Genomic DNA, 25,897 nt, shown 5'->3' with positions numbered 1-25,897 from the left:
ACAGTCTTTTATCGATGCAACTCAAATTTTCGGTGCAATGCCCGGACCGCTTTGACCATGTCGATGCCCTGGACAAGCACCCATATGGTCGTATTCGAATCCGCCGATTGCAGAATGCTTATATCTTCTTCCGTCAATGCCTCTACAATTTGCGCCATAATCCCAGGCACACCATTCATTCCTCCGCCAATAATAGATACTTTGGCACAGTTTGAGGTGCATTGCGGCTTATATCCTAGTTCATTTAAAATACGGACAGCACGGTCCAGCTCATGATCGTAAACCGTATAGACGACTCCGGACGGATTCACGTTGATGAAATCGACACTGATATGATGCTGAGCCATGGCTTTGAATACTTGCAGCTGTAAGTCATAAACTCCTTCACCTGCTGCCACTTGAATTTGAGAAGTATTCGAAAAGCTTGCGATTCCCGTTACGAAGCGGTCCTGTATCACATTTCGGTCCTGACTAATCGCGTCTGGATGCGTAACCAAAGTTCCCGGGTCCTTGCTGAAGGTAGATCGTACCCGTATCGGAATACTGGCGTTCATGGCCACTTCTACCGCCCTAGGATGGATCACCTTGGCACCATGATGAGCCATATTGCAAATCTCTGAATAGGAGACGACCGAAAGGCGTCTCGCATCCTCGACAATTCGCGGATCAGCCGTCAAAATGCCGTCCACATCGGTAAAAATATCGACGATTTCCGCTTTCAAGGCAGCTCCTAAAGCTGTTGCCGTCGTGTCACTGCCGCCTCTGCCCAAGGTCGTATAGTCATTCGTTTTCGTTTGACCTTGAAAGCCTGTTACGATAACAACCTGACCCGCCTCTAGCAATTCAAGGATTCTCGCCGGTTTAATAGAAACGATCTGGGCATTGCCAAAATCATTATTTGTAATTATCCCTGCCTGAGCTCCGGTCAGAACGCTGGCGGGAATTCCTTTTGCGCACAGTAAGCTGCATAAGGTTGCGGCCGAAATGATTTCTCCGCAGCACATTAGCATGTCTTTCTCGCGTGGCGGCAACTGATTGCCGTTCTGATGAATAAAATCCAATAACGTATCCGTCGCATAGGGCTCGCCTTTTCTCCCCATTGCCGATACGACGACGACTAGCTTGTATTCTTGTTCTATAGCAGCTTCGATATGTTCTATGACTTGTGCTCTTGCCTCGGCGTTGGAAAGGGACGTGCCTCCGAATTTCTGAACCAGAATTTTCATGAGGTCCCTCCTACAGGCTTTCTTTAGAAAGCCATCTTCGTAAGCATCTACTAGGTTTTCGTAAGAAAGCCATCTTCGTAAGCATTGACTTGGCTTTCTTTAGAAAACCATCTTCGTAAGCATTTCATACCGCTCTCAAGTACAAGCTGACAGCAAAATCATGCTGCCTTCCTCTTTTTGAAAACGGTTCATTATAAAAGAAAAGCTAGGCTTCCGTTAGGAAGCCTGCCTCGATTACTCCTGCTCGATAGCGATGTACTCTGCGATTTGTACGGCATTCCAGGCAGCGCCTTTAAGCAGATTGTCCGAAACAATCCACATATTCAAAGCACGCGAATTGCTCAGGTCACGACGCACACGACCAACGAATGTATCCAGCTTACCTGCGGCATCCGTAGCAAGAGGGTACTGCTGCTCCGCAGGATTATCCAAAAGCACGATGCCTGGAGCATCAGAGATCAGTTGTTTTGCTTCCTCTATATCAAAAGCTTCCTTCAGCTCGACATAGACCGATTCCGAGTGTCCATAAACTACAGGAATACGCACGCAAGTTGCTGTAACTTCAAGCGTGTCGTCTCCCAATATTTTTTTCGTTTCATTGATCATTTTCATTTCTTCGTAAGTAAAGCCATTATCCATAAATTTATCGATTTGCGGAATTGCATTGAATGCAATCTGATGTTTGACTGGTAATGCCCCGACCGGCAAAATTTGCGGTTCGACCGGGTTCCCGGCCAAAATTTCTCGTGATTGTCGCAGCATTTCATCAATGGCGCGTGATCCTGCGCCGGATACCGCTTGGTAAGTAGAAACGATGATTCGGGAAATGCCATACCGATCATACAATGGTTTTAGTGCAGCTACCAATTGAATTGTAGAGCAGTTCGGATTCGCAATGATCCCTTTGTGCTCATTGATCTTGTCGATGTTCACTTCCGGAACAATCAATGGCGTTTCCTCATCCATACGATATGCGCTCGTATTATCGATGCATACCGCTCCATGGCGAACCGCATGCGGTATCAAATCGAGACTCACACTGCCTCCAGCACTAAATAAAGCGATATCTACGCCTTGAAAGCTGTCGGCTGTCGCTTCTTCAACGGTTAGTTCCTGTCCTTTGAATTTCAGCTTGGTCCCAGCGGAACGGGCCGAAGACAACAGCCTCAATTCTTGAATAGGGAAGTTGCGTTCTTCCAACAAACGAAGAATTTGTTCTCCGACCGCTCCTGTTGCTCCGACTACCGCAACGTTGAATAATTTTTGGTTCGACATCTTGTTCGTCTCTCCCTATGCAAAAATCATTATTGGTAATTGAACCGTTCAATGATCATCGGCTGAAGCTGTTTTCCCTCTAAAGCCGCTTCGCAGGTTTCCATAATCTGATCCATGCGGGCGACGAGCGAATTAGGCTTCGCCATTGGAGCATCCTGACCGAACGGGACAAAGTAAATGTTTTTGGTAATCAGCAGCTTACTGATATTCATAGAATTAAGACCAAGTCCATCATTCGTGGAAATAGCCAAAACAACAGGCCGTTGATTGCGCATTTGCGCCTTCGCGGCCATCAAGACAGGACTTTCTGTCATTGCATTAGCGAGCTTGCTGGTCGTATTCCCTGTGCAAGGCGCGATGACGAGCACATCAAGCAATTTGGATGGCCCCAGTGGTTCCGCATCTACAATCGAGGCAATAATATCATTGCCCGTAATTTCCTTCAACTGCTTCTGCCAATTTTCAGACGTTCCAAACCGGGTGTCTGTCGTAAGTATCGTGAACGAAACAATCGGAACCACTTTGGCTCCGGCATCCACAAACCGTTGAATTTGCGGCATTACTTCAGCAAACGTACAATGCGACCCTGTTAAAGCAAAGCCTACGGTCTTTCCCTGCCAATTCATTCCACATTCCTCCTCTGTCCTGCATCCTCAAGGATAATTCGGCTCAAGGTGTCGGCAATGATGCGGCCGGCTGTCTTCGGCGCAACAATTCCAGGGAGTCCTGGCGCAAGCAAAGCCTTGATCCCCCGCTTCTCGGCAAAACGAAAATCAGTTCCGCCGGGCTTGGAGGCCAAGTCAATGATCACTGCACGATGTGGAATATTGGCAATTATTTGTGCTGTGACTATCATAGACGGAATTGTGTTAAAAAGCAAGTCAATATTCGCCACCTGAGTATACAAATCCTGCGTATAAAAAGGGATAAAGCCCATTTCCCAAGCCCTTGCATAGTACTCTGGCTTGTTGACGCCAACCTTCACTTTAGCCCCCAGCCCCTGCAAAGTTCTGGCTAAAGTGATGCCGGTTCTGCCAAATCCGAGCACCATCGAATTGGAGCCGTGAATCGTAAAATCCGTGTTCTGAATGGCCATCATTAAGGCGCCTTCGGCGGTTGGAATGGAGTTGTAAATGGCAACATCATCCCTATCGAACAATTCGACTAGTCTGATGGAGTACTGTGAGCACAGTTTCCGTAAATAAGGCTTCGCCATTCCCGTAAACACTCTTGCATGCTTGGGTAAAGCTTTGAAATGTTCTTCCGTAAGCCTCAATTCGGATGTAGAAAAGATACTTTCCACATTTCCGTGATCATCGGTTCCAACAGCAGGTAGTATGATTGCATCCACTGCCTCAAGGGCTTCGGGGCTCAGCTCTGTTTTGGTGATGCCGCTAAATTGATTTTGTAAATTATCAAAACCGATCAGCACGATGGAAGCATCAAGCTCAGAGCATTTATGAATAACTTCAAGCTGGCGTGCATCACCACCGATGAGAGCCACTTGAATTCCTGTTAGCATTCAATCTCACCTCTTTCTAAGTCGCTTTCGATAACTCATCTTATGCGGCCGCCCAAGGATGGGTTACAGACACGAGATTGATGCCTATTAAGAACCCCCCGCATAGTTCGACATTGATTTTGAAGCCCCTTGTCCTCTGCCGGAATCTCTGAAAATGATATAATGCCAAGAAAAAAACACCCTCCTGCGAAGGAAGGTGTTTCTGTTATTTGGTCCCAGTATGGCCGAAGCCTCCGGCGCCGCGCACGGTTTCCGACAGCTCGTCTACCTCTGTTAATTGAATGGAAGGTACAACCTGAAATACCATTTGGGCTATTCGTTCATTTCTTTGTATGGTAAAGGGCTCCTTGCCGTGATTGATTAGAAGCACCTTGACTTCCCCTCGATAATCCGCATCAATAGTACCCGGCGAGTTTAAAGTTGTGATTCCATTCTTGTAAGCAAGCCCGCTCCGCGGTCTAATTTGCGCTTCCAGCTCATCCGGCATAGCCAGGGCGAATCCGGTCGGGATCAGCATCCGGTCGCCAGGCTGCAAAGTAACCGGCTCACTGACGGCGGCATGCAGATCAAAGCCGCTTGCCAATGCCGACATCTTCTGAGGAAGCTGAATATCCTCATTGCCCGGAAGTCTCTTGATTTGTACGTTATACAAGCTGATCCCTCCTGAAGCCGTCGATGACATCATCCTTCTGTCCGACCATAGCCAGCGCGAACGGCACGGACATCATATGATTGGCCATGTCTTGAATGTCGGACAGCTGAACGCTTTCGATCCGTTCAATGATTTCGTCCATCGTGTTATGCTTACCCAGCATAAGCTCATTTTTACCCAAACGGTTCATTCTGCTGCTTGTGCTTTCCAGGCTCAGGATCAAGCTGCCTTTCATTTGTTCCTTCCCTTTCTTCAGCTCTGCGGCAGTGAGCCCCTTCTGCTTGATCTCGCTCATGAGCTCCATCGTAACCTTCAAAACATCGGCTGTCTGCTTCGGTGCCGTTCCAGTGTATATCGTAAACATTCCGCCATCCTGATAGGAGGTGTGATACGAATAAACAGAATAAGCCATGCCTCTTTTTTCACGAATTTCCTGGAACAATCTGGAGCTCATTCCCCCGCCGATAGCATTATTTAATAGAACCATGGCATATAGGCGGTCATCCTTGGCGGATAAGCCCGGGAAGGAGAGACAGATATGGTTTTGCTCGGACTTTTTCTCATGAAACATCAAATTTCCGGCAAAGGACGGGGTGACTAACGTTTGCTCTGCTCCCGTATTTTGGAATTCGCCAAAATGCTTTTCTATCAAGGCCATCAGGCTGTCGTCCACATTGCCGGCAATAGCAATAACGGTGCGATCGATGGAATATTGATCTTTCATGTAATGGCGAAGCGTATTCGAATCCATCGCCGAGAGATTCTCTTCCGTTCCTATGATGGTGTAGCCTAATGAATGCTCTTCGAAAGCCGCCTTCGCAATTAAATCATGAACCATATCGTCCGGAGTGTCTTCATACATGGAGATTTCTTCAAAAATAACGTTCTTTTCTTTCTCCAGCTCCTCCGGATCGAACGAAGAACGGAAAAACATATCAGCCAGAACTTCAACTGCTATAGGTAAATGCTCATCGAGCACTTTGGCGTAGTAGCATGTATATTCTTTGGAAGTGAACGCATTCACGTTCCCGCCAATTCCATCAAAGATTTCGGCAATATCCTTGGCGGAATATCGATCTGTTCCTTTGAACAGCATATGCTCGATAAAATGGGAGATTCCGTTGTTCTGCACATGTTCATTGCGCGAACCTGTCTTCACCCAAATTCCGAAAGATACGGAGCGGCACGTAGGAATCGGTTCCACGATGACCCGCAGCCCATTGTTTAATACGTATTTATTCAATGAATGGAGCCTCCTCGGAAAATCTCTGTATGTATCTTTATGTATCTTAATGATATTACCATTAATGCGGAGCAGACTCAACTTCGGGAACGCGATTTGATGAAATTAACTCGCTGACTGTCCCCAGTACAAGCCCCTTACTTTTTATGATCTTGATCATTTGCTGCAAAGCGCTGCTGGAAGACGCTGTAGGATGCATCAAGATCAAGGAGCCCGGCTCTACTTTTGTCGATATTTTACGGATGATGGTAGCCGGCTCGGGCTTCATCCAATCTACCGTATCCAAAGTCCACAGGATCGTCTGCAGCTTAAGCGAATGCGCTATATTGACCGTTTCTTGGTCGAAATCACCGGATGGAGGTGCAAACAGCCTGTTCTGCACCCCCAATTCTTTTTCAAGAAGAAGCTGGGTCTTCGTGATTTCCTCGGTAGCTTTAGCGCTGGAAAGCTCACTCATGTTTTTGTGGGAATAGGCGTGGTTGGACAATTCATGTCCTTTTTCCTTGATTTTGAGTGCCGTAGGGATATTATTTTTCAACCAGCTCCCGTCAAAGAAAAACGTCGCATGGACCTGCTCCTTCTCCAATACGTCCAGCATCTTGTCCAGATACTCGTTCCCCCAGGCCACATTGATCATCAACGATACCATAGGCTTGTTCGGATTTCCCTTATAGATCGGCTGAGGCCCGAGCTGTTCCAAGCCGATGGCAGGCTTAATCTCTTTGGTTACGATTTTCAGGTTGTCCGTATTCGGCTGCTGTTCGGTTAGCGCAAGGGATTGCTCGATATCCACCTCAAGCCCGTTATAGCCGGGGATGGCTTTCCATACTCGGTCCACTTTGGCATTAATAGGAGCTATATATCGCCTCTGTGCTTCCTGTTGTATTCTTTGCTTCAGTGCCTCGCGTCGATCCTGCTCCAGCCGGTTCATTCCTCCCCATACAGAAGCCGCGGCTGAAGAAATAGTCCACTGAACCGGCGATGATGCTGCGGAAATGGATTGACGGAGCTTGGCTTCTTGTACAAATGCCTGCAGGCTTTTTGACTGCTGAATACCGAAGAATGCAGCTGCGAAAATACCGGACAATACTAACACCTGAACTCGTTTCATAACCTTGCTCCTGTCGTTAGATCGTTTGTCCCATTCATATGCGCCTCGGGACAAGATTATGACTCGAGCATCCGTTTTCAGGCAAAACAAAAAGAGACAGACGACTCTGACTCTTTCTCGTTCTTGCTATAGATGGCTGATATTTTATGATTGGGCAGGTACTTGCGCCGTCAATACTGCTTTACGTGACAAATTCACACGGCCCTGCTGATCGATTTCAGTCACTTTAACGGTAATGGTATCTCCGACAGCCACAACGTCCTCAACCTTGGCTACACGCTCTGTAGACAGCTGAGAAATATGGACCAAGCCTTCCTTGCCAGGCAATATTTCTACGAATGCGCCGAATTTTTCAACGCGCTTAACGGTACCCAGGTAGGTTTCACCAACAACGACTTCCTTCACGATGCCCTCGATAATTAGACGGGCTTTTTCGTTCATTTGCTCGTTGGAGGAAGCGATAAATACGCGGCCGTCTTGCTCGATATCGATTTTTACGCCGGTTTCTTCAATAATTTTGTTGATGACTTTACCGCCTGCACCGATGACATCGCGGATTTTATCCGGATTGATCTGCATAGTAACAATTTTTGGCGCGTATGGCGACAATTGAGGCTTAGGCTGTTGAATGCGCTCCAGCATTTTGCCCAGAATGTGCATCCGGCCTTTTTTAGCTTGTTCCAATGCCTGTGTCAAAATGGCCCGGTCGATACCGTCAATTTTAATGTCCATTTGAAGTGCCGTTACCCCGCTTGCAGTGCCAGCTACTTTAAAGTCCATATCCCCGAGATGATCCTCCATGCCTTGAATGTCGGTCAAGATCGAGAAATGATCCCCATCCTTAATAAGACCCATGGCAACGCCCGCTACAGGAGCTTTGATAGGAACGCCAGCGTCCATCATAGCCAAGGTGCTTGCGCAAATACTTGCTTGGGAAGTGGAACCATTGGACTCCAATACTTCAGATACGAGACGAATCGTATAAGGGAAGTCGGTTTCCGATGGAATAACCGGCTCAAGTGCCCGTTCCCCCAATGCTCCGTGACCAATCTCGCGGCGGCCTGGAGGACGAAGCGGTCTGGCTTCCCCGACACTGAACGGAGGGAAATTGTAATGATGCATGAAACGCTTGGTTTCTTCCAAGTCCAAACCATCAAGAATTTGTACGTCACCCAACGCTCCCAAGGTACAAACGCTCAACGCTTGAGTCTGACCGCGTGTGAATAAACCGGAGCCATGTGTGCGCGGCAGCAGATTAATATCGCATTCAATCGGGCGAATTTCATCCAAGGCGCGTCCATCCGGTCTTACTTTGTCGTGAGTGATAAGACGGCGAACCTCTTCTTTGACGATATCGTACAGCGTTTCCTTCACATCGGCCAATTTCTCAGGCGTTTCTTCGTATTGGGCTGTGAAGTGCTCTACCGTCTCGGCATTGATGGCGTCGATCGCATCTTGTCTTGCATGCTTCTCGGCAATTTTAACCGCTTCAACCAATCGTTCTTGTGCATAGGCGCGCACTTCGCGATTTACGGTCTCATCAACGCTGTGCAGCTTAACTTCCATTTTCGGCTTTCCGGCAACTTGCACCAATTCCTCTTGGGCTGCTACAATTTTGCGGATTTCATCATGACCGAACATGATCGCTTCCAGCATGACTTCTTCAGGTACTTCATCGGCGCCCGCTTCTACCATCATAATAGCATCTTTGGTACCTGCTACTACGAGATGAATATCGCTCTTCTCCGCTTGCTCCAAAGTAGGGTTGATGACGAACTGCCCGTCAACACGGCCTACGATAACGCCGCCAACAGGTCCGTTGAATGGAACATCGGAGATGCTGAGCGCAGCGGAAACCCCGATCATGGCTGCAATTTCCGGAGAACATTCCTGATCCACGCTCATAACGATGGCTACGACTTGTACGTCGTTACGGAAGCCTTCTGGGAAAAGCGGACGGATCGGACGGTCTGTCAAACGGCTTGCGAGAATCGCCTTTTCGCTCGGACGGCCTTCGCGTTTGATGAACCCGCCAGGAATTTTACCTACGGAATACAGACGCTCCTCATAATTCACAGTTAACGGAAAGAAATCAAGATCCTTCGGTTCGGCGGAAGCCGTCACCGTACAAAGCACCACGGTGTCCCCGTAACGTGCTGTTACGGCAGCATTCGCTTGCTTGGCTAGACGACCCGTTTCAAGAATGAGCGGGCGCCCGCCTAAATCCATTTGTACTCTTTTTTCCATAAAATCCTCCTAAGAGTTTCTGCTAAGAAACTTTCTACGTAAGCGACAGCTTCCGGTCAAGAAACTTTCTTCCTACACGATGCTGAATGGTTCTACTAACACTTCTTCATAATGCCTAGTATTTCCTTCTTTTTCGAAATAAATCTCGCTTCGGCTAAAAGAAACATACGAAAAAGCAACCGCGCTGCCCCTGTCCGAGCCCAAAACGGACCCAAACAGCAGACAACCGTGGTTGCTCCTTTGAAATCAATCTGATTATCGACGAAGACCAAGCTTTTCGATAAGGGCGCTGTAACGTTTAACGTCTTTGTTTTTCAAATAAGTTAACAGCTTACGGCGTTGACCTACCATCTTCAAAAGACCGCGACGAGAGTGGTGGTCTTTCTTGTGTGTTTTCAAATGGTTTGTCAGGTTCACAATATTTTCAGTAAGAATTGCGATTTGCACTTCAGGAGATCCTGTATCGGATTCATGAGTTTTATGCGTTTGGATCAATTCTTGCTTACGTTCTTGTGTCAATGCCATCGTTCATTCACCTCCATAATTGAATATCCCCAATGGCCCAGAGAGCGCCGGAGTAGTCGAATCTCCATGCCATGGTTCATGCCGGACCCTATTGGTTCGACAACGTTTTATAGTATAGCACAGATGCAGGATAAATGTAAAATAAAGAAATGAAATTATGAATATTTTTCTGCCAAAATCGTCCGCGCCCTATCCGCATCCGAGCGGATTTGGGTAATTAGTTCATCCACGGAACCGAATTTGCGCTCAGGCCGCAGAAAAGAAATAAACTCTACCGTGACAGAGCTTCCGTAGATCGAGCGTGAGAAGTCAAATAAATGAGCCTCCAAAGTAGGCTTATCCAAATGTTCAACGAAGGTCGGCTTTTTCCCGACATTCATGACCGCATGATGTATCTCTCCGTCCACAATCACTTTAGCGGCATACACGCCAAGCGTCGGAATGACAAAGGATTCGGACATTTCTATATTCGCTGTCGGAAAACCGATCGTGCGCCCCCGCCCGTCCCCGGTCACAACGGTGCCGGTAATAGTGTAAGGACGGCCTAACAGAAGGTTTGCCTCCTCCAGCTGTCCGCTTTGCAAATATTCGCGCACCAGCGTACTGCTTACCTTGCTGCCGTTCAGCAAAAACGGCCGTATCACCTCAACGGCAAAGCGTCCCGCTGCGAGCTCGCAGAGCGTATCCGGCGTACCTGCACCCCGGAAGCCAAAGGTAAAATCGAAGCCCACGATCACCGTATTCACATTCATAGGAATCAGCATATTCTCCACAAACTGTTCCGGGGTTACTTTCATAAACTCCGAATCAAAAGCAACCAAATAGCTGTTATCCAAGCCCATCCCGGCAAGTATTCGTTCCTTTTCGTTGGCAGGCGTGAGCAGTTGGGTATATTTATGCTGCCCCAGCACCTCTTTGGGATGAGGATGAAAGGTCATGATCGATGCAGGAATATGCATGTTCTTCGCCGTCTGCAGCGCCCGCTTGATCACTTCCTGATGACCGAGATGAATGCCGTCAAATTCCCCGATGGCCAATACCTGGGGTACTGTAGCTATCGAATCTTTACCTTCGACTATTGGGTAATTTAAATGTATAGATTGCATCGAATATGTCACCTGCATTCTTTTCAGACGAAGCTTGCTACGAAAATACTTTAACTGGCTGCAGTTCCTGTTTATCGCGATTCCATAGAAAAATCCCTATAAATCGGGAGCTTTCGCTATAAACCGCGTAATTAAGCCCTTCAGCGTCTGTTAAAGCCGTCTGCTCCGAAGGAGTCAAGGTCAGTTTTTGCCCAAGCAGCGCCTTGCGAGTCTGCCTTTCACTCAAACGCACCTTGGGCATATGAGCTAAAGCTATTTCGGCCGGTATCAGCTTGTCCGATAAACCGCCCTGCTGTTGAAGCAGCTCCAGCTGCTCCAAGGTAAGACATTGCTCCCGTCCGATGCTGCCCGAGGAAGTACGGACAAGCTCCGACATTACCGCCGGGTATCCGAGTGCTTTCCCAATGTCCACACATAACGTGCGGATATAGGTTCCTTTGGAGCAGCGGACACGGAAGCGAATTTCCGGGTGATGCATATCAAGATTCATTTGTAATATCTCAATTTGATAAATTGAGACTTTACGCGACTTGCGCTCTACTTCAACCCCCTGGCGGGCCAATTCATACAGCCGCTTGCCATCGACTTTAACCGCCGAGTACATAGGGGGAACTTGCTCGATTTCGCCTACGAATGAATGCAGCGTCTCACGCACCTGTTGTTCTGTCAGGGTGACTTGGTCTGCTTGCTCGATGATTTGACCGCTTGCATCCTCTGTATCGGTAGCAAGACCGATTTTTAAAGTTGCTTCATATTCCTTGGGAAGCTCCTGGATATATTCTACCAGACGGGTAGCACGGCCAATGCAAAGCGGCAGCACACCGGTCACCTGAGGATCCAGCGTTCCTGTATGGCCGATCCTTTTTATCCTTAGAATACGTCTCGCTTTGGCAACCACATCATGTGATGTAAATCCGGCCGGCTTCCAAATCGGAAGTATTCCTTCTAACGTTTCGTTCGTCATCCCAGCGCTAAACCTACTTCCTTAACCACCCGTTCGATGGCTTCGTCCAGCGTCCCTTCGACAGCACATCCTGCCGCGCGGACATGTCCGCCGCCGCCGAAGGCTTTGGCAACCTGTGCCACATCCACCTTGCCGTTGGAGCGTAAACTCACCTTCACCACGTCTTTCCGTTCTTTGAACAAAATGCCCACCTCCACGCCTTCAACGCTTCTCGGGTAGTTGACCAATCCGTCCAAATCCTCGTTACTGGCGCCGCTTTGCTCAAGCTCGTCTAATGTGACCGAAAGCCAGGCTACTTGGTTGCCGTGAGCGAATTTCAAGGAAGACAGGCTGCTTTTGATGAGTGCGATCTGCGGGTAGGACAGCTTTTCCAGCAAATGCTCGGTAAGCTCATGCCCTTTAACCCCTCGCTCAAGCATATCCGCAGCAATCCGCATTACCTTCGGCGAAGTGTTCGAGTACCGGAAGCCGCCTGTATCGGTTAACAGCCCCGAATACAGGCAAACATTAAGCTCATGCGAAAATGGAATGTTCATCGTCATGCATAGATCATACAGAACCTCGACGGTTGCAGCGGCTGTATCCACCACTAGATTATAGCAGCCAAAACGGTCATTCGTTGCATGATGATCGATATTTAACAGCTTTACATCCGGAGATAAAAGCTGACTTACACTGCCCATCCTGGAAAAGTCCGCGCAATCCACGCAAATGACGCGGGTAAACGACGCTTCCATCGATCCTGCCGAAGCTTCGTAATCGATCACTGTCTGTTGCCCGGCACCCATGTACCTGAACTTCTCAGGCATGTTCCCCTCGTTGATAAGGGTATACTGCTTGCCCAAAGCGGTCAGCATCCATGCTACGGCATATGTAGACCCGGCGGCATCCCCATCCGGATGAATATGGGATACCACCAGAAAATGATCGTTCTCACGAATGAATTGCGCAGCAGCCTCCAAATGAGCGGCATACTCGTCCTGTCGGGAAAGTGCCGTCATGGCTGCGCATTCTCCCCGTTAATCTGGTTCAGCAGCTTCTCGATATGACTGCCGTAATCGATAGATGCATCGAAACGGAAGATCAGATCCGGAATTTTACGCAGCCGGATTCTTTTGCCGAGCTCCGAACGGATAAATCCGCTGCCGCGGCCCAGCGCTTTTAACGTTTCTTCCTTTTGTTCGTCAGTACCGAGGACACTTAAGAACACTTTGGCTTGAGACAAATCATTCGTTACCTCGACGCCTGTTACGGTAATAAATCCGATACGAGGATCTTTCAGCTCCGATTGGATGATTTGGCTAAGCTCCTTTTTAATTTGTTCTCCGACTCTTCCTACGCGAATACGCGCCATTCAAATCACCTCTCAACTGTCTCCATTACGAAGGCTTCGATAATATCCCCTTCTTTAATATCGTTGTATTTATCCAGAGATATACCGCATTCGTAACCTTGAGCAACTTCCTTCGCATCGTCCTTGAAGCGTTTGAGGGAGTCAATGTTACCTTCATACACAACGATTCCGCTGCGGATCAAGCGCATTTGAGCATTACGGGAGATTTTACCGGAAATGACCATACATCCCGCAATCACGCCGATTTTGGAAACCTTGAATATGTTGCGGACTTCCGCTTGCCCGATAACAACCTCTTTATATACAGGATCCAGCATCCCTTTCATGGCCTGCTCGATTTCCTCAATAACTTTGTAGATGATGCTGTGCAGACGAATGTCTACTTTTTCTTGGTCAGCCGTATTCTTCGCTTGCGGCTCCGGACGAACGTTGAAGCCGATAATGATGGCATTCGAAGCGGAAGCCAGGATAACGTCGGACTCAGTAATCGCACCTACGCCGTTATGCAGGATTTTGACGCGAACGCCTTCGATATCGATCTTCTCAAGAGATCCGCGAAGGGCTTCAACGGAGCCTTGTACGTCCCCTTTGATGATCACGTTCAGGTCTTTGATTTCGCCGTCTTTAATGTGTTTATACAGATCGTCCAATGTAACACGAACGTTCGCTCCCATTTCCGATTGTCTCAACGTAACAGCACGTTTCTCGGCAATCGCTCTTGCTTTACGCTCATCCTCGAAGCAGATAAACGGATCGCCAGCTTGCGGCACTTCGGTTAAGCCAGTAATCTCTACAGGAGTAGACGGTCCAGCCTCTTTCAATCTCTTGCCTCTGTCGTTGACCATGGCGCGAACGCGGCCAAAGCATACGCCGGCTACGAAGCTGTCTCCGACTTTGAGCGTACCGTGCTGAATCAAAACGCGTGCAACCGGACCTTTCCCTTTATCCAGCTCGGCTTCAATAACCGTACCTCTGGCACGTTTGTTCGGGTTAGCTTTCAGTTCTTGAACTTCAGCGACCAAAAGAATCATATCAAGCAGATTTTCAAGACCGATACGCTGTTTAGCGGAAATATTGCAGAAGATCGTGTCTCCGCCCCATTCTTCCGGTACCAGTTCATACTCGGTAAGCTCTTGCTTGATTCGATCCGGGTTAGCTTCAGGTTTATCCACTTTGTTAACCGCAACGATAATCGGCACTTTTGCCGCTTTAGCATGGTTGATCGCTTCTACGGTTTGAGGCATAACACCATCGTCTGCTGCGACCACAATAATAGTAATGTCCGTTACCTGTGCACCGCGGGCACGCATTGATGTGAACGCTTCGTGACCCGGAGTATCCAGGAACGTAATTTTCTTATTATGGATTTCGACCTGGTACGCACCGATATGCTGGGTAATTCCCCCTGCTTCGCCCTCGGTTACGCTTGTTTTACGGATAGCATCCAACAAGGTCGTTTTACCGTGGTCGACGTGACCCATAATGGTGACTACCGGTGGACGCTCCAGCAGATCTGCTTCGTCATCCTTCTCTTCGAACTGCTCAAACTTATCTTCCTCAACCGGAATTTTCAGTTCGACTTCAACATTATAGTCACTTGCAAGCAGTTGAATGGCATCCAGATCAAGCTCTTGGTTAATGGTTGCCATAATGCCCAGGAACAACAATTTCTTGATAACTTCCGAAGCATCCTTATGCAGAGCTTTAGCCAACTCGCCAACCGTCATCGTACCACGAACGATAATTTTTTTAGGGGTATTATCCACTTTTTCCTTCTTCACAGGTTCTTGCTGGAATCTCCCCTTCTGATTGCGGTTGTTACCCCGATTGTTTTGCGGGCCTCTGGAAGTACTTACTTTATTATCGTCAAAACGCTTCTGGTTCGGTTTGGTCTTCTTCGTTGTCTTGCCTTTGCTAGCTGCATCCTCTTGATCTACATCAACGGGTAAGCTAGCTCTTGAAGGGCCCGCACCAATAGATTTGTTGAAGGAGTTGGAGGCTCCTTGACCTGCGCCACGTTGATCAGACGATGGCCTGCGTTGATCGAATCCGCCCTGCGGACGACCGGAACGCTGGTCACCAGAACGGCTGCCGTTGCCGCCGCCAGGTGCACCGCTGCGGTTGCCTTGACCTTGATTGTATCCGCCGCTTGGACGGTTTTGGCTTTGGCCTCCGCCTTGCTGGCTGCCGCGGTTCTGATTGTAGCCTCCGCCTTGTTGGCCGCCGCCACGGTTCGGATTGCTGCCGCCCTGCTGGTTGCCGCTGCGCTGTTGGTTGTTGTAACCGCCTTGGGAGCCTTGACCTTGAGGTCTACGATCTCCATACTGCCCGCGGTTGCCCCCACCTTGACCTTGCTGGCCGGAACGCGGTCCGCTATGGTCGCGGTTGGATTGGCCTTGGCCTCCGCCGGTTCTTTGCTGATTGCTTGGCGTATTGCCTGTTTGGGCTTGAGGAGCCTGAGGCTTAGTGTCTGTCTTAGGTTGTTGAGCTTGTGCTTGTGCGTTTGCGTCTGTGTTCACTGTGTTCGTGCTATTCGTACTGATAGAAGCATTCCCCGTTTCGTTAGTTCCTCGTTTGGCTGCTGCATTGGCTTTTACTTCTTTAAAAAATTTTTCCACACTCTCCACTGTATCGTTCTCCATTACACTCATATGATTGTTAACTGGAATACTAAGTCTTTTAAGAATTGTAATAATCTCTTTGCTGCTCATATTCAAAGACTTCGCATACTCATATACTCTAAGCTTATTATCTTTATTATTGTCTTGTTTACTCAATACTGTCCACCTCCGTACGATTTTCCAGACTTTTCTTCAGCATTTTCGCAAATCCAGCATCGGTTATGGCTAGAACAACGCGTGTTTCCTTTCCGATACTTGCTCCTAACTGCTCACGGCTGCCGTACTGATGTAGGGGAACCTGATAGGTACTGCATTTATCGTTCACTTTTTTCAAAGTGTTGGGGGAGGAATCTTCTGCAACAATGACCATCTTGGCCTCGCCCTTACGAACTGCGTCTATGACGGCATCTTCTCCCGTAATGACTTTACCCGCTCTCATGGCCAATCCCAAGTTATTAAACCATTTATTATTCATCATCCACCGCCGCTTCTTTGCCGGCAATGAATTCATCCTCTACTTTAATAAAATCCTGTTCCAAAGCATCGTAAATGTCCGCGCTGACCGATTGCTTTAGAGCGCGATCCAATGCTCGGCTCTTTTTAGCCAATCTGAAGCAAGACAGCTTTCCGCACAAATAAGCTCCGCGTCCCGCTTTTTTACCCGTCAGATCAATGATGATGTCGTCATTTGGCGTTTTTACGACGCGAATCAGTTCTTTTTTGGGCATCATTTGCTGGCATGCTACGCATTTGCGAAGAGGGATTTTCTTTTGCTTCATCTTAGATCACCTTCTACTTGTCAGCTGCTTATTTGAAATTAGTCGATACTGACGGAATCCTGGTGCATTTCCTCAGTGAATGTTTTAGGCCGGCCGTATTCCTGCTCCGCTTGCGTTTCGCTCTTGATATCGATCTTCCAGCCCGTCAGCTTGGCAGCCAATCTAGCGTTTTGCCCTTTAATGCCGATAGCAAGGGATAGCTGATAATCAGGTACGATAACACGGGCCATTTTCTCGTTCTCAAACACGTTCACTTCAAGCACCTTGGAAGGACTGAGCGCGTTAGCCACGTATTCGTCCACATTCTCAACCCAGCGTACAATATCGATCTTCTCGCCTTTCAGCTCGTTAACGATCGTTTGGACGCGCATTCCTTTAGGACCGACACAGGAGCCCACAGGATCGACTTCGGGATTGCGTGAATAAACGGCAATTTTGGAACGGAAGCCCGCTTCACGCGCGACGGAACGAATCTCCACGACGCCGTCAAAAATTTCGGGAACTTCCAGCTCGAATAAACGTTTTAAAAGACCCGGATGCGTACGAGATAAAATAATTTGCGGGCCTTTAGTCGTATTTTCCACTTTCGTAATATAAGCCTTTACGCGGTCGCCCTGCTTAAATTTATCTGTCGGCATAAGCTCGGTCAACGGCAGCGCAGCCTCAATTTTGCCCAAATCGATATAAATATTGCGCAGGTCCTGTCTTTGTACAATACCGGTCACAATATCCTCTTCTTTGTCGACGAAAGCATTATAAATCAAACCGCGCTCCGCTTCGCGTATCCGCTGGGTAACAACCTGCTTGGCGGTTTGCGCTGCGATACGGCCGAAATCTCTTGGAGTTACCTCGATCTCGACGATATCGTTCAATTGATAGTTCTGATTCAATTCACGCGCAGCATATAGAGAAATTTCCATACGGGGATCCAATACATCCTCAACCACCGTTTTGCGGGCGTATACTTTGATCAATCCGGTGTGACGGTTAATGTCCACACGCACGTTTTGCGCGGTATTAAAATTACGTTTATAGCTGGAAATCAGTGCCGCTTCAATAGCATCGATCAGCACTTCCTTGGCGATTCCTTTTTCCCTTTCAATTTCCAATAATGCTTCAATAAAATCCATGTTCATTTGAACGGAGCTCCCCCTCTCATAAAATCCACCACTGTTTTAGAACACGATCGCCAGTCTTGCGCTTGCTACTTTGTTGAAAGGAATTTCGTGTTTTTTCTTTCCGATTTCAACGACGACGGTCTGCTCATCAAAGGACAGAAGCGTTCCTTCGAATTCCTTCAACCCATCAACCGGCTCATATGTCGTCACAAATACATGCTGGCCCACTGCCTTATGATAGTCCTGCGTCTTTTTCAAAGGACGCTCGGCACCCGGCGAGGATACTTCCAGGAAGTAAGCGGTAGGAATCGGATCCTTTTCATCCAATTTTTCACTTAAAAATTCGCTGATACGGCCGCAATCGTCAATATCGATGCCGCCTTCCTTGTCCACATATACTCGTAGAAACCAATTGCTGCCTTCTTTAACATACTCAACATCGACTAATTCAAAGTTGTTCTCATCCAAAAAAGGCTGAAGAAGTGATTCAACTATAGGTTTAATTTGCGAAATCAACCTGCAACCTCCTATCATCAAATGGAAAGCCAGACGCTTTCATCTCTGTAACAAAATGTAAAGAGTGGGTTTCCCCACTCTCTAAGATCCGAACTTATAAACGGTTGTTACCAAAGAAGATTATACCATAAGCCTTATAGGTATGCAATATGAAGACGGCTTGCTTCATTGAAAGAGGAGTGCCTAGAATAGCGACAGCTGATTGGATTCCGGCAAGCCGCGGAAGCAGCCCATCGAGCCGAGCAGCTCAACGATCGTTTTGGACGCCTTACTGCGTGTTTGGAAATCCTCAATCGACAGGAACGGCCCGTCATCCTTGGCAGCAGCAATATTTTTGGCGGCGTTCACCCCGATCCCCGCTAAAGCAGAGAAAGGAGGGATTAAGGAATCTCCGTCAACCAAAAACTTCGTCGCATCGGATTTATACAGATCGATTCCTTTGAAGGAAAAGCCTCTGGCAGTCATTTCGAGTGCCATTTCCAGTATGGATACCATCGCCTTCTCTTTTGGCGTAGCCTGGAATGCTTTCTCTTCAATCTCAATCAGTCTGCGCAAAATAGCGTCATAACCTTGGCAAAGCAGATCAAGCTCGAAATCCTCGGCACGCACCGTGAAGTAAGTCGCGTAAAATGCAATCGGATGGTACAGCTTGAAATAAGCGGTACGAACCGCAGAGATAACGTAAGCGGCAGCATGCGCCTTCGGAAACATATACTCGATCCGTTCGCAGGATTCGATATACCATGCGGGCACATTGTGCTTCTTCATATCTTCCTTCCACTCAGGCGTCAAACCTTTACCCTTACGAACGCTCTCTGTAATTTTAAAGGCGAGCCCTGCGTCCATTCCCGCCTTATAGATCAAGTACAGCATAATCTCGTCACGACAACCGATAACCGTCTTGATCGTGCAAGTGCCTTTCTTGATCAGCTCCTGGGCGTTGCCAAGCCAAACTCCCGTTCCGTGTGACAAACCGGAAATTTGAAGCAAGTCAGCAAACGATGAAGGCTGCGTTTCCTCCAGCATTTGACGTACGAATTTCGTCCCCATCTCCGGAACGCCGTAAGTTGCTACCGTGCTTCGGATTTGCTCGGGTGTGACTCCTATAGCCTTAGTCGAGTTAAACATGCTCATGACTTTAGGATCATTCATAGGAATGGTCGTAGGGTCGACTCCGGTCAAGTCCTGCAGCATCCTCATCATGGTCGGATCATCGTGCCCGAGAATATCGAGCTTCAGCAGATTCGCGTCAAAGGCATGGTAGTCAAAGTGCGTCGTCATCCATTCAGCACTTGTATCATCCGCTGGAAACTGGACTGGTGTAATGTCATTCACATCAATGTAATCCGGAACAACTACGATACCGCCAGGATGCTGGCCCGTACTTCGCTTGACCCCGGTACAGCCGGAGGCTAGTCTGCTGACCTCGGCTCCGCGCCATTTCTTCCCCTGCTCCTCTTCAAACTTTTTCACGTAACCGAAGGCGGTTTTTTCCGCAATGGTACCGATCGTACCCGCACGGAATACACTTTTCTCACCGAAGAGCACCTTCGTATAGTTATGGGCAACCGGCTGATATTCCCCGGAGAAGTTCAAGTCGATATCGGGGACCTTGTCCCCTTTAAAGCCAAGGAACGTCTCAAACGGAATGTCCTGCCCTTCACCTTTAAGCTTTGCTCCGCATTTAGGACATTCCTTATCCGGGAGGTCAAATCCGCTTGGCACGCTTCCATCCAAAAACCATTCATTATATTGGCAGGATAGACAAACGTAATGCGGGGGCAGTGGATTAACCTCGGATATGCCCAAGAATGTAGCTACGACGGATGAACCTACCGATCCCCGAGACCCTACCAAATATCCGTCCTGGTTAGACTTCTTAACGAGCCGCTCCGATACAAGATAGTTCGCAGAGAACTCGTATTTGATAATTGGCACCAGTTCCTTCTCCAGCCGTGCGACAACGACTTCCGGTAGCGGCTCGCCATAGAGACGTTTGGCCGTATCATAGCATTTGGTCCGGATTTCTTCATCCGCACCTTCGATGATCGGAGCAAACAGTTTATCCGGAAACAGCTGAAGCTCCTCGAATTGGTCTGCCAGATCGCTCGTATTCCGCACGACGACATCGAAAGCAGTCTCTTCACCGAGGAATTGAAACTCTGCCAGCATTTCTTTAGTTGTTCTGAAGTGAACATCCGGCTTCTTCATATCCTTTAATGGACTGAAGCCGGTAATCCCGTTAATCGTAATATCACGGCATATTTTATCGCGTGGATGCAAGTAATGGACATTACCGGTGGCAATGACCGGCTTGTTGAATTTACGCCCGATATCAATGATCCTGCGGGTTGCATCCTCCAGCTGTTCCTTGCTGCCTACCAATCCCTTGTCCACCAGATGCATATTAACGCAAGTAGGCTGAATTTCCAGCACATCATAGAATTGCGCAACTTCCTCTGCCTCTTCTATGGACTTGTTCAGCACCGTTTCAAAAAACTCGCCCTTCTCACAGCCTGATGCAATGATAAGGCCTTCTCTCATGCTTTGGAGCAAGCTCTTAGGAATACACGCGACTCTATGAAAATATTCGGTATGAGACAAAGAAACCAGCGTGTAAAGGTTTTTCTTGCCGACCATGTTCTTTGCATAGATGCAGCAGTGAAACGGTCTTGTGTTTTTCAAACTTTTGCCGACATCGTCGTTCAGCCGCTCCAGATCGGTTATGCCGCGGTCATTGGCTTCTTTAATAAGATGAAATAAGATATAGCCCAACGCCACGGAGTCGTCAATCGCCCGGTGGTGATTATCCAGGCTGACCTTGAATTTATCGGCCAGCGTGTTCAGACGATGATTTTTCATCGTAGGAAACAACAGCCTTGCCATCTCCAGCGTGTCGAGAGAAGGATTCGTAACCGGTGGCAGACCTAATTGCTTACAGTTCGCCTGAATAAAGCCCATATCAAACCGGGCATTATGAGCGACAAGCACGCAGTCCCCTACAAACTCGAGAAACTTGGGAAGCATGTCTGACAGCTCAGGAGCGTCCCTTACCATATCATCCGTAATATTAGTCAGCTGCTGAATGTTATACGGGATTCTTTCATGAGGGTTAATGAACGTGGCAAAACGGTCGATCTCCTTGCCGTCCTTCATCTTCACCCCGGCGATTTCTATAATCTTGTTATGGACGATAGATAAGCCGGTGGTCTCAATATCGAAAATGACGTACTCGGTATCCTTCAAATCCATCGAACGTGCGTTCTCTACCACAGGAACCCCGTCATCCACAACGTTCGCCTCAACACCATAGATCATCTTGATGCCATGCTTCTTAGCCGCTTTATTGGCCTCCGGAAAGCTTTGTACACCGCTATGATCCGTTACAGCTATAGCTTTGTGGCCCCATTTGGCTGCCGTTTTGATATATTGGTCAATCGGAGTAATTCCGTCCATTGTACTCATGGTTGAATGCAGATGGAATTCGACCCGCTTCTCCGCAGCGTCGTCCTTGCGGTCCGGCGGCGGCATCACTTCATTGACATCATTCGGGATGAGGACCAGCTCGGGAATTTGCATAAAGCGGTCATATTCCACTTTTCCGCGTACCTTTACCCAAGTGCCGTTCTGAATCAGGCTGTAGATTTTAACGTCTTCCTTCGTTTTGGCAAAGGCCTTGATCATCATGGAATCGGTGAAATCCGTTATGTTAAATGTAAACAGGGTGCTGCCGTTTCTAAGCTCCTTCACTTCCAAGCCGAACACGGCGCCCTGCAGCGTCACTTTCTTCTCTTCATCCTGAACCATCTGAATCGGTACCGGAGGATCTTTAATCTCGTAGCCTACCATCAGCTTTAACTCTGCTTCAGGGAGAGACTCGGCTTCCTCCACTTCAATAGATGTCATGATCTCTTGGGTGACGATCTTTTCTTCTTCTTCAATTTTTTTGGCGAATTTCTCAAACTCCGCTTCGCGGTTCTCATCCATAGCATATCGAACATGGAAGTCAACGCCAAAGAAATCAGAGAAATACGTCTGCACCCACTGTCCGATATTTTTCTTTTTGGCAAGCTCCAGCCCAATGGAATCCAGTAAAATCAGCGTAAGCTGATGCCCCTGAACCTCTATCTTAGCCCGGGCCATCCAACCGTTGACGGAGGTAGCCTCCCGCTGCACCCACTCAATAAACATTCCCCAATATTCACGAGCCACTAATTCCGGTTCTACATCCTCCGTATACTTCAGCATAAATCGGATTGCTGCAATATGGGCGAATTTGTCACGGATCATCTTGCAAAAGGAACGGTAAACGTCATTGGGAACAATGGTGCTTTTTACGATATAAAACGTCCATTCTCTGTTTTTGCGCGTTGTTTCAACTCTATCAATATACCCGTCCTGAAAAAAAGAGTTCACTACATCCACAGGCACATGGGCCTGCTGCATCAGCATCTCAAAGCGTTCTCTCTTCACTGCCGTACTGCTCATGAACTTCCTCCCCCGTAAAACATACAAAGGGCAAACAGGAGATGTTGCTTTCCGATTTGCCCTTGATATCCTTGCAATTAATAAGCTTTACCGAACACGACGGTATGCTTGGAAGCTTCTCCGCATACTAGACATGTTGATTTGTGTTCACCCGGCTCAAACGGGATGTTACGGCTTGTTGCGCCTGTCTCTTCCTTAACCTGAGCTTCACAAGCATCGGATCCGCACCAGCCTGCCAAGGCGAAGCCGCGCTTCTGCTCCAGGAACGACTTGAATTCATCCAGCGTATCCACCGAAGTGAAATTCTCATCGCGGAACTGCTTAGCTCTATCATACATTTGTTGATGGATTTCTTCCAGCATTTTTTGCACTTCTTCGACAAAATGATCCTGCTGGACTACGCGTTTTTCCCCGGAAATTCTCGAAACAAGCACCACTTGTCCGTTTTCCATATCACGAGGTCCCAGCTCTACACGAATCGGTACGCCGCGCATCTCGTATTCATTGAACTTCCAGCCGGGACTTTGATCCGGACGGTCGTCTACCTTTACACGAACCCCGGCTTGTTTCAGCTGAGCGTACAGCTCATCAACACGGGCTACTACTTGCTCCCTTGTTTTCGGAGGACCGATAGGAATCATGATGACTTGTGTAGGAGCAACCTTAGGCGGCAGAACCAATCCTCTGTCGTCTCCGTGAACCATAATCAACGCACCGATAAGACGCGTGCTTACACCCCAGGATGTCGTATGACAGAAGGTATGCTGATTCTCGCGGTCCAAGTATTTAATATCAAAGGCTACAGCGAAATTAGTGCCCAAGTAATGGGAGGTTCCCGCTTGAACCGCCTTGCCGTCTTTCATCATCGCTTCGATGGAATAGGTATCTACGGCGCCGGCAAACTTCTCCGAAGGGGTCTTCTGTCCGACGATAACCGGTATCGCCAGGAAGTTTTCCGCGAAATCGCGGTAGATTTCTAGCATTTGCATCGTTTCACGACGTGCATCCTCTTCATTCTCGTGCGCTGTATGTCCTTCCTGCCACAAAAACTCGCTCGTCCGCAGGAACGGCTGCGTCCGCTTCTCCCAACGAACCACGTTCGCCCATTGATTGATCAGCAGCGGCAAGTCTCTATACGAATTAATCCATTCGGAATACATATGTCCGATCATAGTCTCTGATGTAGGGCGAATGGCAAGGCGCTCCTCCAGCTTTTCTCCGCCTGCTTCCGTTACCCATGGCAGTTCGGGGTTAAAGCCTTCGACATGCTCCTTTTCTTTTTGGAAAAAGCTTTCTGGAATAAAGATAGGGAAATATGCATTGCGGTGACCTGTTTCTTTGAATCTTGCATCCAGTTCACGTTGGATGTTCTCCCAGATTTCATAGCTGTCCGGCTTAAACACGATGCAACCGCGCACCGGCGAATAGCTCATCAGGTCTGCCTTTTTAATAACATCGATATACCATCTGGAGAAATCCTCGCTTTGAGGTGTAATCTCCTTAACAAACTGCTTCTCTTTGGACATTGGGGGTTCTCCTCCTACAAACTATCATGAGAAAACCTCATATAGAGGCCTTTCATAGATGATCGAGCGTGTTCAATTGTCACATCCGATGATCTCGGAATCTTTCTTCAACGGAAGGGGCCTTAACTCATGAAGCATGTCTTAACCTTCCTATGTAGTAAACAAAAGCATAGCCCTGCATCAGCAAGGCTATGACTTAGGGATAAACTAGCCTTTAATCAGTCGTAAAATATCGTTATAGGTTACCGCAATCATGAGAAGCATCAGCATCGCAAAGCCGACAAAATGGACGAGGCTTTCTCTGCTTGGGTCAACAGGCTTCCCGCGAAGCGCTTCAAAGCCCAGGAACACTAAGCGGCTTCCATCCAAGGCTGGGAACGGCAGCAGGTTAAACATCCCCAGGTATAAGCTCATGATGGCCGCCCAGAAGGTGTACTGAGGCAAGCCGGCACTGGCTTGTTCGCTGGTGAACTCAACAATGCGGACTGGTCCGCCTAGATCGTCCATCTTGACCTGCAAAGTAACGAGCTTGCCGAAGCTGTCCAAGATGGAGACGGCAGCTTGTGACATGCTGCTCCATCCGTTGTTGACTGCATCAGTAAAGGAAGCTTTCCGGTTCTCCGAAATCAGGCTGACACCGACTAAGCCGCCGCCTTTCTCTTCCGGGGTTACTTCTTTACGAATTTGTTCCTTATTGCGTTCAATAATCCAGATCATCGGTTGGTTGACGGACTGCTTGATCATCTTCGTCAGCTTGTTACGGTCAGCACCAATAGGCTCATTATTGACCGAAATAATAATATCATTCGCCATAAGTCCCGCTTTTTCCGCAGGCGAGCCCGCAACGGTACTTTGAATTTTCACTTTATCCGGTACACCGGCCATAAAGGCAACCGTAATGAACAAAATGAACGCGAGAATAAAGTTCATCATCGGTCCTGCGAATATAGACATAGCCCGCTGGCCGACGGTTTTGCTGCCAAATTGGCGATCCCACGGCGCGATCTGGGTTTCCTTGTCTTTGCTTACCATCATCGCTTGGGGATGAACGGAGAACTGCTTGAGCTCGCCATCCATATCGAGCTTGATAAACAGGCGGCGCTCCAAATCGATATCTTCGACAACACCGACCACGGAATCGGATCGATCATCCAAATCATTCAAATAAATATGGGTCACTTCATTGCCTTTCAATGCCAGAGCAATACGCTGACCGGGGTTAATCTGAACAATCTCTGGATCTTCGCCAGCCATGCGCACAAATCCGCCGATTGGCAGCAGACGAAGGGTATATCGGGTTTCGCCTTTCTTAAAAGAAAGCAGCTTCGGACCGAAGCCGATCGCAAACTCTCTGACCAGAATCCCGGCCCGCTTGGCGAAATAAAAATGTCCCCACTCATGTATCGTCACCAGAACAAAAAATAGCAGAACAATTTGAAACGCAATTTGCAATGTAGCCAATCGAACGTCCTCCCTTTAAGCATCGCGATTAGTCAAAGACCAGTTCCATGGTCGGGCTCATTCTTTTCATTAAGATTAACATTATTTGCGATATGAATACAAGCCGAGCCATGTTATGAACATATTATCTTGTCGATGAAATGATGCTAGGGAATTTACCTGA

The 25,897-nt window shown here is 48.1% G+C and carries 21 protein-coding genes; all 21 read right to left on the bottom strand.

What is annotated here, in order from left to right; genetic code table 11:
• Positions 1-8 precede the first annotated feature (8 nt).
• The 21 genes from dapG to rseP all read right to left on the bottom strand — a co-directional run bounded on the left by dapG (position 9) and on the right by rseP (position 25,734).
• Positions 9-1,226, bottom strand: coding sequence for an aspartate kinase (gene dapG, locus ABEA66_RS29840; RefSeq protein WP_345593359.1), 1,218 nt, complete (start codon positions 1,224-1,226; stop codon positions 9-11).
• Between the two features lie 234 nt (positions 1,227-1,460).
• The gene (locus ABEA66_RS29835; RefSeq protein WP_192705224.1) at positions 1,461-2,501 is read right to left on the bottom strand and encodes an aspartate-semialdehyde dehydrogenase; all 1,041 of its coding nucleotides are present in this window, start codon (positions 2,499-2,501) and stop codon (positions 1,461-1,463) included.
• 29 nt (positions 2,502-2,530) lie between these two features.
• Positions 2,531-3,127 (bottom strand): dipicolinate synthase subunit B, encoded by a 597-nt coding sequence (locus ABEA66_RS29830; protein WP_079910216.1) that lies wholly within the window; start codon positions 3,125-3,127, stop codon positions 2,531-2,533.
• The gene (dpsA, locus tag ABEA66_RS29825; RefSeq protein WP_079910217.1) at positions 3,124-4,023 is read right to left on the bottom strand and encodes a dipicolinate synthase subunit DpsA; all 900 of its coding nucleotides are present in this window, start codon (positions 4,021-4,023) and stop codon (positions 3,124-3,126) included. The genes ABEA66_RS29830 and dpsA overlap by 4 nt, the downstream gene beginning before the upstream one ends.
• A 205-nt stretch (positions 4,024-4,228) precedes the next feature.
• Entirely contained in the window at positions 4,229-4,675 is a 447-nt protein-coding gene (dut, locus tag ABEA66_RS29820) for a dUTP diphosphatase (RefSeq protein WP_345593355.1), read from the bottom strand.
• A complete protein-coding gene (locus ABEA66_RS29815; RefSeq protein WP_192705223.1) occupies positions 4,668-5,918 on the bottom strand; it encodes a M16 family metallopeptidase in 1,251 nt (416 codons plus the stop codon). Before ABEA66_RS29815 ends, dut begins: the two co-directional genes overlap by 8 nt.
• 61 nt (positions 5,919-5,979) lie before the next feature.
• The gene (locus ABEA66_RS29810) at positions 5,980-7,029 is read right to left on the bottom strand and encodes a polysaccharide deacetylase family protein (RefSeq protein ID WP_079910220.1); all 1,050 of its coding nucleotides are present in this window, start codon (positions 7,027-7,029) and stop codon (positions 5,980-5,982) included.
• Positions 7,030-7,173: 144 nt separating this feature from the next.
• On the bottom strand, positions 7,174-9,276 hold the full coding sequence (pnp, locus tag ABEA66_RS29805) for a polyribonucleotide nucleotidyltransferase (RefSeq protein WP_079910221.1): 2,103 nt from the start codon (positions 9,274-9,276) through the stop codon (positions 7,174-7,176).
• Between the two features lie 255 nt (positions 9,277-9,531).
• A complete protein-coding gene (gene rpsO, locus ABEA66_RS29800; protein WP_079910222.1) occupies positions 9,532-9,801 on the bottom strand; it encodes a 30S ribosomal protein S15 in 270 nt (89 codons plus the stop codon).
• A 155-nt stretch (positions 9,802-9,956) separates the two neighbouring features.
• On the bottom strand, positions 9,957-10,907 hold the full coding sequence (locus tag ABEA66_RS29795) for a bifunctional riboflavin kinase/FAD synthetase (RefSeq protein WP_345593352.1): 951 nt from the start codon (positions 10,905-10,907) through the stop codon (positions 9,957-9,959).
• A gap of 37 nt (positions 10,908-10,944) precedes the next feature.
• Positions 10,945-11,871 carry a tRNA pseudouridine(55) synthase TruB gene (truB, locus tag ABEA66_RS29790; RefSeq protein ID WP_345593350.1) on the bottom strand — a complete coding sequence of 309 codons (927 nt, stop codon included), beginning with the start codon at positions 11,869-11,871 and terminating at the stop codon, positions 10,945-10,947.
• Positions 11,868-12,872 (bottom strand): DHH family phosphoesterase, encoded by a 1,005-nt coding sequence (locus ABEA66_RS29785; RefSeq protein WP_345593348.1) that lies wholly within the window; start codon positions 12,870-12,872, stop codon positions 11,868-11,870. The genes truB and ABEA66_RS29785 overlap by 4 nt, the downstream gene beginning before the upstream one ends.
• A complete protein-coding gene (gene rbfA, locus ABEA66_RS29780) occupies positions 12,869-13,225 on the bottom strand; it encodes a 30S ribosome-binding factor RbfA (protein WP_079910226.1) in 357 nt (118 codons plus the stop codon). The genes ABEA66_RS29785 and rbfA overlap by 4 nt, the downstream gene beginning before the upstream one ends.
• A 5-nt stretch (positions 13,226-13,230) precedes the next feature.
• Positions 13,231-16,002, bottom strand: coding sequence for a translation initiation factor IF-2 (gene infB, locus ABEA66_RS29775; RefSeq protein ID WP_192705217.1), 2,772 nt, complete (start codon positions 16,000-16,002; stop codon positions 13,231-13,233).
• Positions 15,995-16,324: a YlxQ family RNA-binding protein gene (locus ABEA66_RS29770; protein ID WP_179135993.1), complete on the bottom strand. Its 330-nt coding sequence runs from the start codon at positions 16,322-16,324 to the stop codon at positions 15,995-15,997. Before ABEA66_RS29770 ends, infB begins: the two co-directional genes overlap by 8 nt.
• Positions 16,314-16,625 carry an RNase P modulator RnpM gene (gene rnpM / locus ABEA66_RS29765; protein ID WP_079910229.1) on the bottom strand — a complete coding sequence of 104 codons (312 nt, stop codon included), beginning with the start codon at positions 16,623-16,625 and terminating at the stop codon, positions 16,314-16,316. Before rnpM ends, ABEA66_RS29770 begins: the two co-directional genes overlap by 11 nt.
• A gap of 38 nt (positions 16,626-16,663) precedes the next feature.
• Positions 16,664-17,761, bottom strand: coding sequence for a transcription termination factor NusA (gene nusA / locus ABEA66_RS29760; RefSeq protein ID WP_079910230.1), 1,098 nt, complete (start codon positions 17,759-17,761; stop codon positions 16,664-16,666).
• A 39-nt stretch (positions 17,762-17,800) separates the two neighbouring features.
• Positions 17,801-18,277 carry a ribosome maturation factor RimP gene (gene rimP / locus ABEA66_RS29755; protein WP_079910231.1) on the bottom strand — a complete coding sequence of 159 codons (477 nt, stop codon included), beginning with the start codon at positions 18,275-18,277 and terminating at the stop codon, positions 17,801-17,803.
• 165 nt (positions 18,278-18,442) lie between these two features.
• The gene (locus ABEA66_RS29750) at positions 18,443-22,747 is read right to left on the bottom strand and encodes a PolC-type DNA polymerase III (protein WP_345593341.1); all 4,305 of its coding nucleotides are present in this window, start codon (positions 22,745-22,747) and stop codon (positions 18,443-18,445) included.
• Positions 22,748-22,824: 77 nt separating this feature from the next.
• Positions 22,825-24,273 carry a proline--tRNA ligase gene (gene proS / locus ABEA66_RS29745; RefSeq protein ID WP_192705213.1) on the bottom strand — a complete coding sequence of 483 codons (1,449 nt, stop codon included), beginning with the start codon at positions 24,271-24,273 and terminating at the stop codon, positions 22,825-22,827.
• A gap of 207 nt (positions 24,274-24,480) precedes the next feature.
• Positions 24,481-25,734: an RIP metalloprotease RseP gene (rseP, locus tag ABEA66_RS29740; RefSeq protein WP_345593337.1), complete on the bottom strand. Its 1,254-nt coding sequence runs from the start codon at positions 25,732-25,734 to the stop codon at positions 24,481-24,483.
• Between the last annotated feature and the right edge of the window lie 163 nt (positions 25,735-25,897).

It is taken from the genome of Paenibacillus vulneris, from assembly GCF_039543185.1.
GTDB lineage: Bacteria > Bacillota > Bacilli > Paenibacillales > NBRC-103111 > Paenibacillus_S > Paenibacillus_S vulneris.
This window is presented reverse-complemented; position numbering and strand designations above follow the sequence as displayed.

Bases quoted from the DNA above. Each gene is read 5' to 3' on its own strand.
- dapG (WP_345593359.1), bottom strand. From the start codon at position 1,226: ATGAAAATTCTGGTTCAGAAATTCGGAGGCACGTCCCTTTCCAACGCC.
- ABEA66_RS29835 (WP_192705224.1), bottom strand. From the start codon at position 2,501: ATGTCGAACCAAAAATTATTCAACGTTGCGGTAGTCGGAGCAACAGGA.
- ABEA66_RS29830 (WP_079910216.1), bottom strand. From the start codon at position 3,127: ATGAATTGGCAGGGAAAGACCGTAGGCTTTGCTTTAACAGGGTCGCAT.
- dpsA (WP_079910217.1), bottom strand. From the start codon at position 4,023: ATGCTAACAGGAATTCAAGTGGCTCTCATCGGTGGTGATGCACGCCAG.
- ABEA66_RS29810 (WP_079910220.1), bottom strand. From the start codon at position 7,029: ATGAAACGAGTTCAGGTGTTAGTATTGTCCGGTATTTTCGCAGCTGCA.
- pnp (WP_079910221.1), bottom strand. From the start codon at position 9,276: ATGGAAAAAAGAGTACAAATGGATTTAGGCGGGCGCCCGCTCATTCTT.
- rpsO (WP_079910222.1), bottom strand. From the start codon at position 9,801: ATGGCATTGACACAAGAACGTAAGCAAGAATTGATCCAAACGCATAAA.
- ABEA66_RS29795 (WP_345593352.1), bottom strand. From the start codon at position 10,907: ATGCAATCTATACATTTAAATTACCCAATAGTCGAAGGTAAAGATTCG.
- truB (WP_345593350.1), bottom strand. From the start codon at position 11,871: ATGACGAACGAAACGTTAGAAGGAATACTTCCGATTTGGAAGCCGGCC.
- ABEA66_RS29785 (WP_345593348.1), bottom strand. From the start codon at position 12,872: ATGACGGCACTTTCCCGACAGGACGAGTATGCCGCTCATTTGGAGGCT.
- rbfA (WP_079910226.1), bottom strand. From the start codon at position 13,225: ATGGCGCGTATTCGCGTAGGAAGAGTCGGAGAACAAATTAAAAAGGAG.
- ABEA66_RS29770 (WP_179135993.1), bottom strand. From the start codon at position 16,324: ATGATGAATAATAAATGGTTTAATAACTTGGGATTGGCCATGAGAGCG.
- rnpM (WP_079910229.1), bottom strand. From the start codon at position 16,625: ATGAAGCAAAAGAAAATCCCTCTTCGCAAATGCGTAGCATGCCAGCAA.
- nusA (WP_079910230.1), bottom strand. From the start codon at position 17,761: ATGAACATGGATTTTATTGAAGCATTATTGGAAATTGAAAGGGAAAAA.
- rimP (WP_079910231.1), bottom strand. From the start codon at position 18,277: ATGATAGGAGGTTGCAGGTTGATTTCGCAAATTAAACCTATAGTTGAA.
- ABEA66_RS29750 (WP_345593341.1), bottom strand. From the start codon at position 22,747: ATGAGCAGTACGGCAGTGAAGAGAGAACGCTTTGAGATGCTGATGCAG.
- proS (WP_192705213.1), bottom strand. From the start codon at position 24,273: ATGTCCAAAGAGAAGCAGTTTGTTAAGGAGATTACACCTCAAAGCGAG.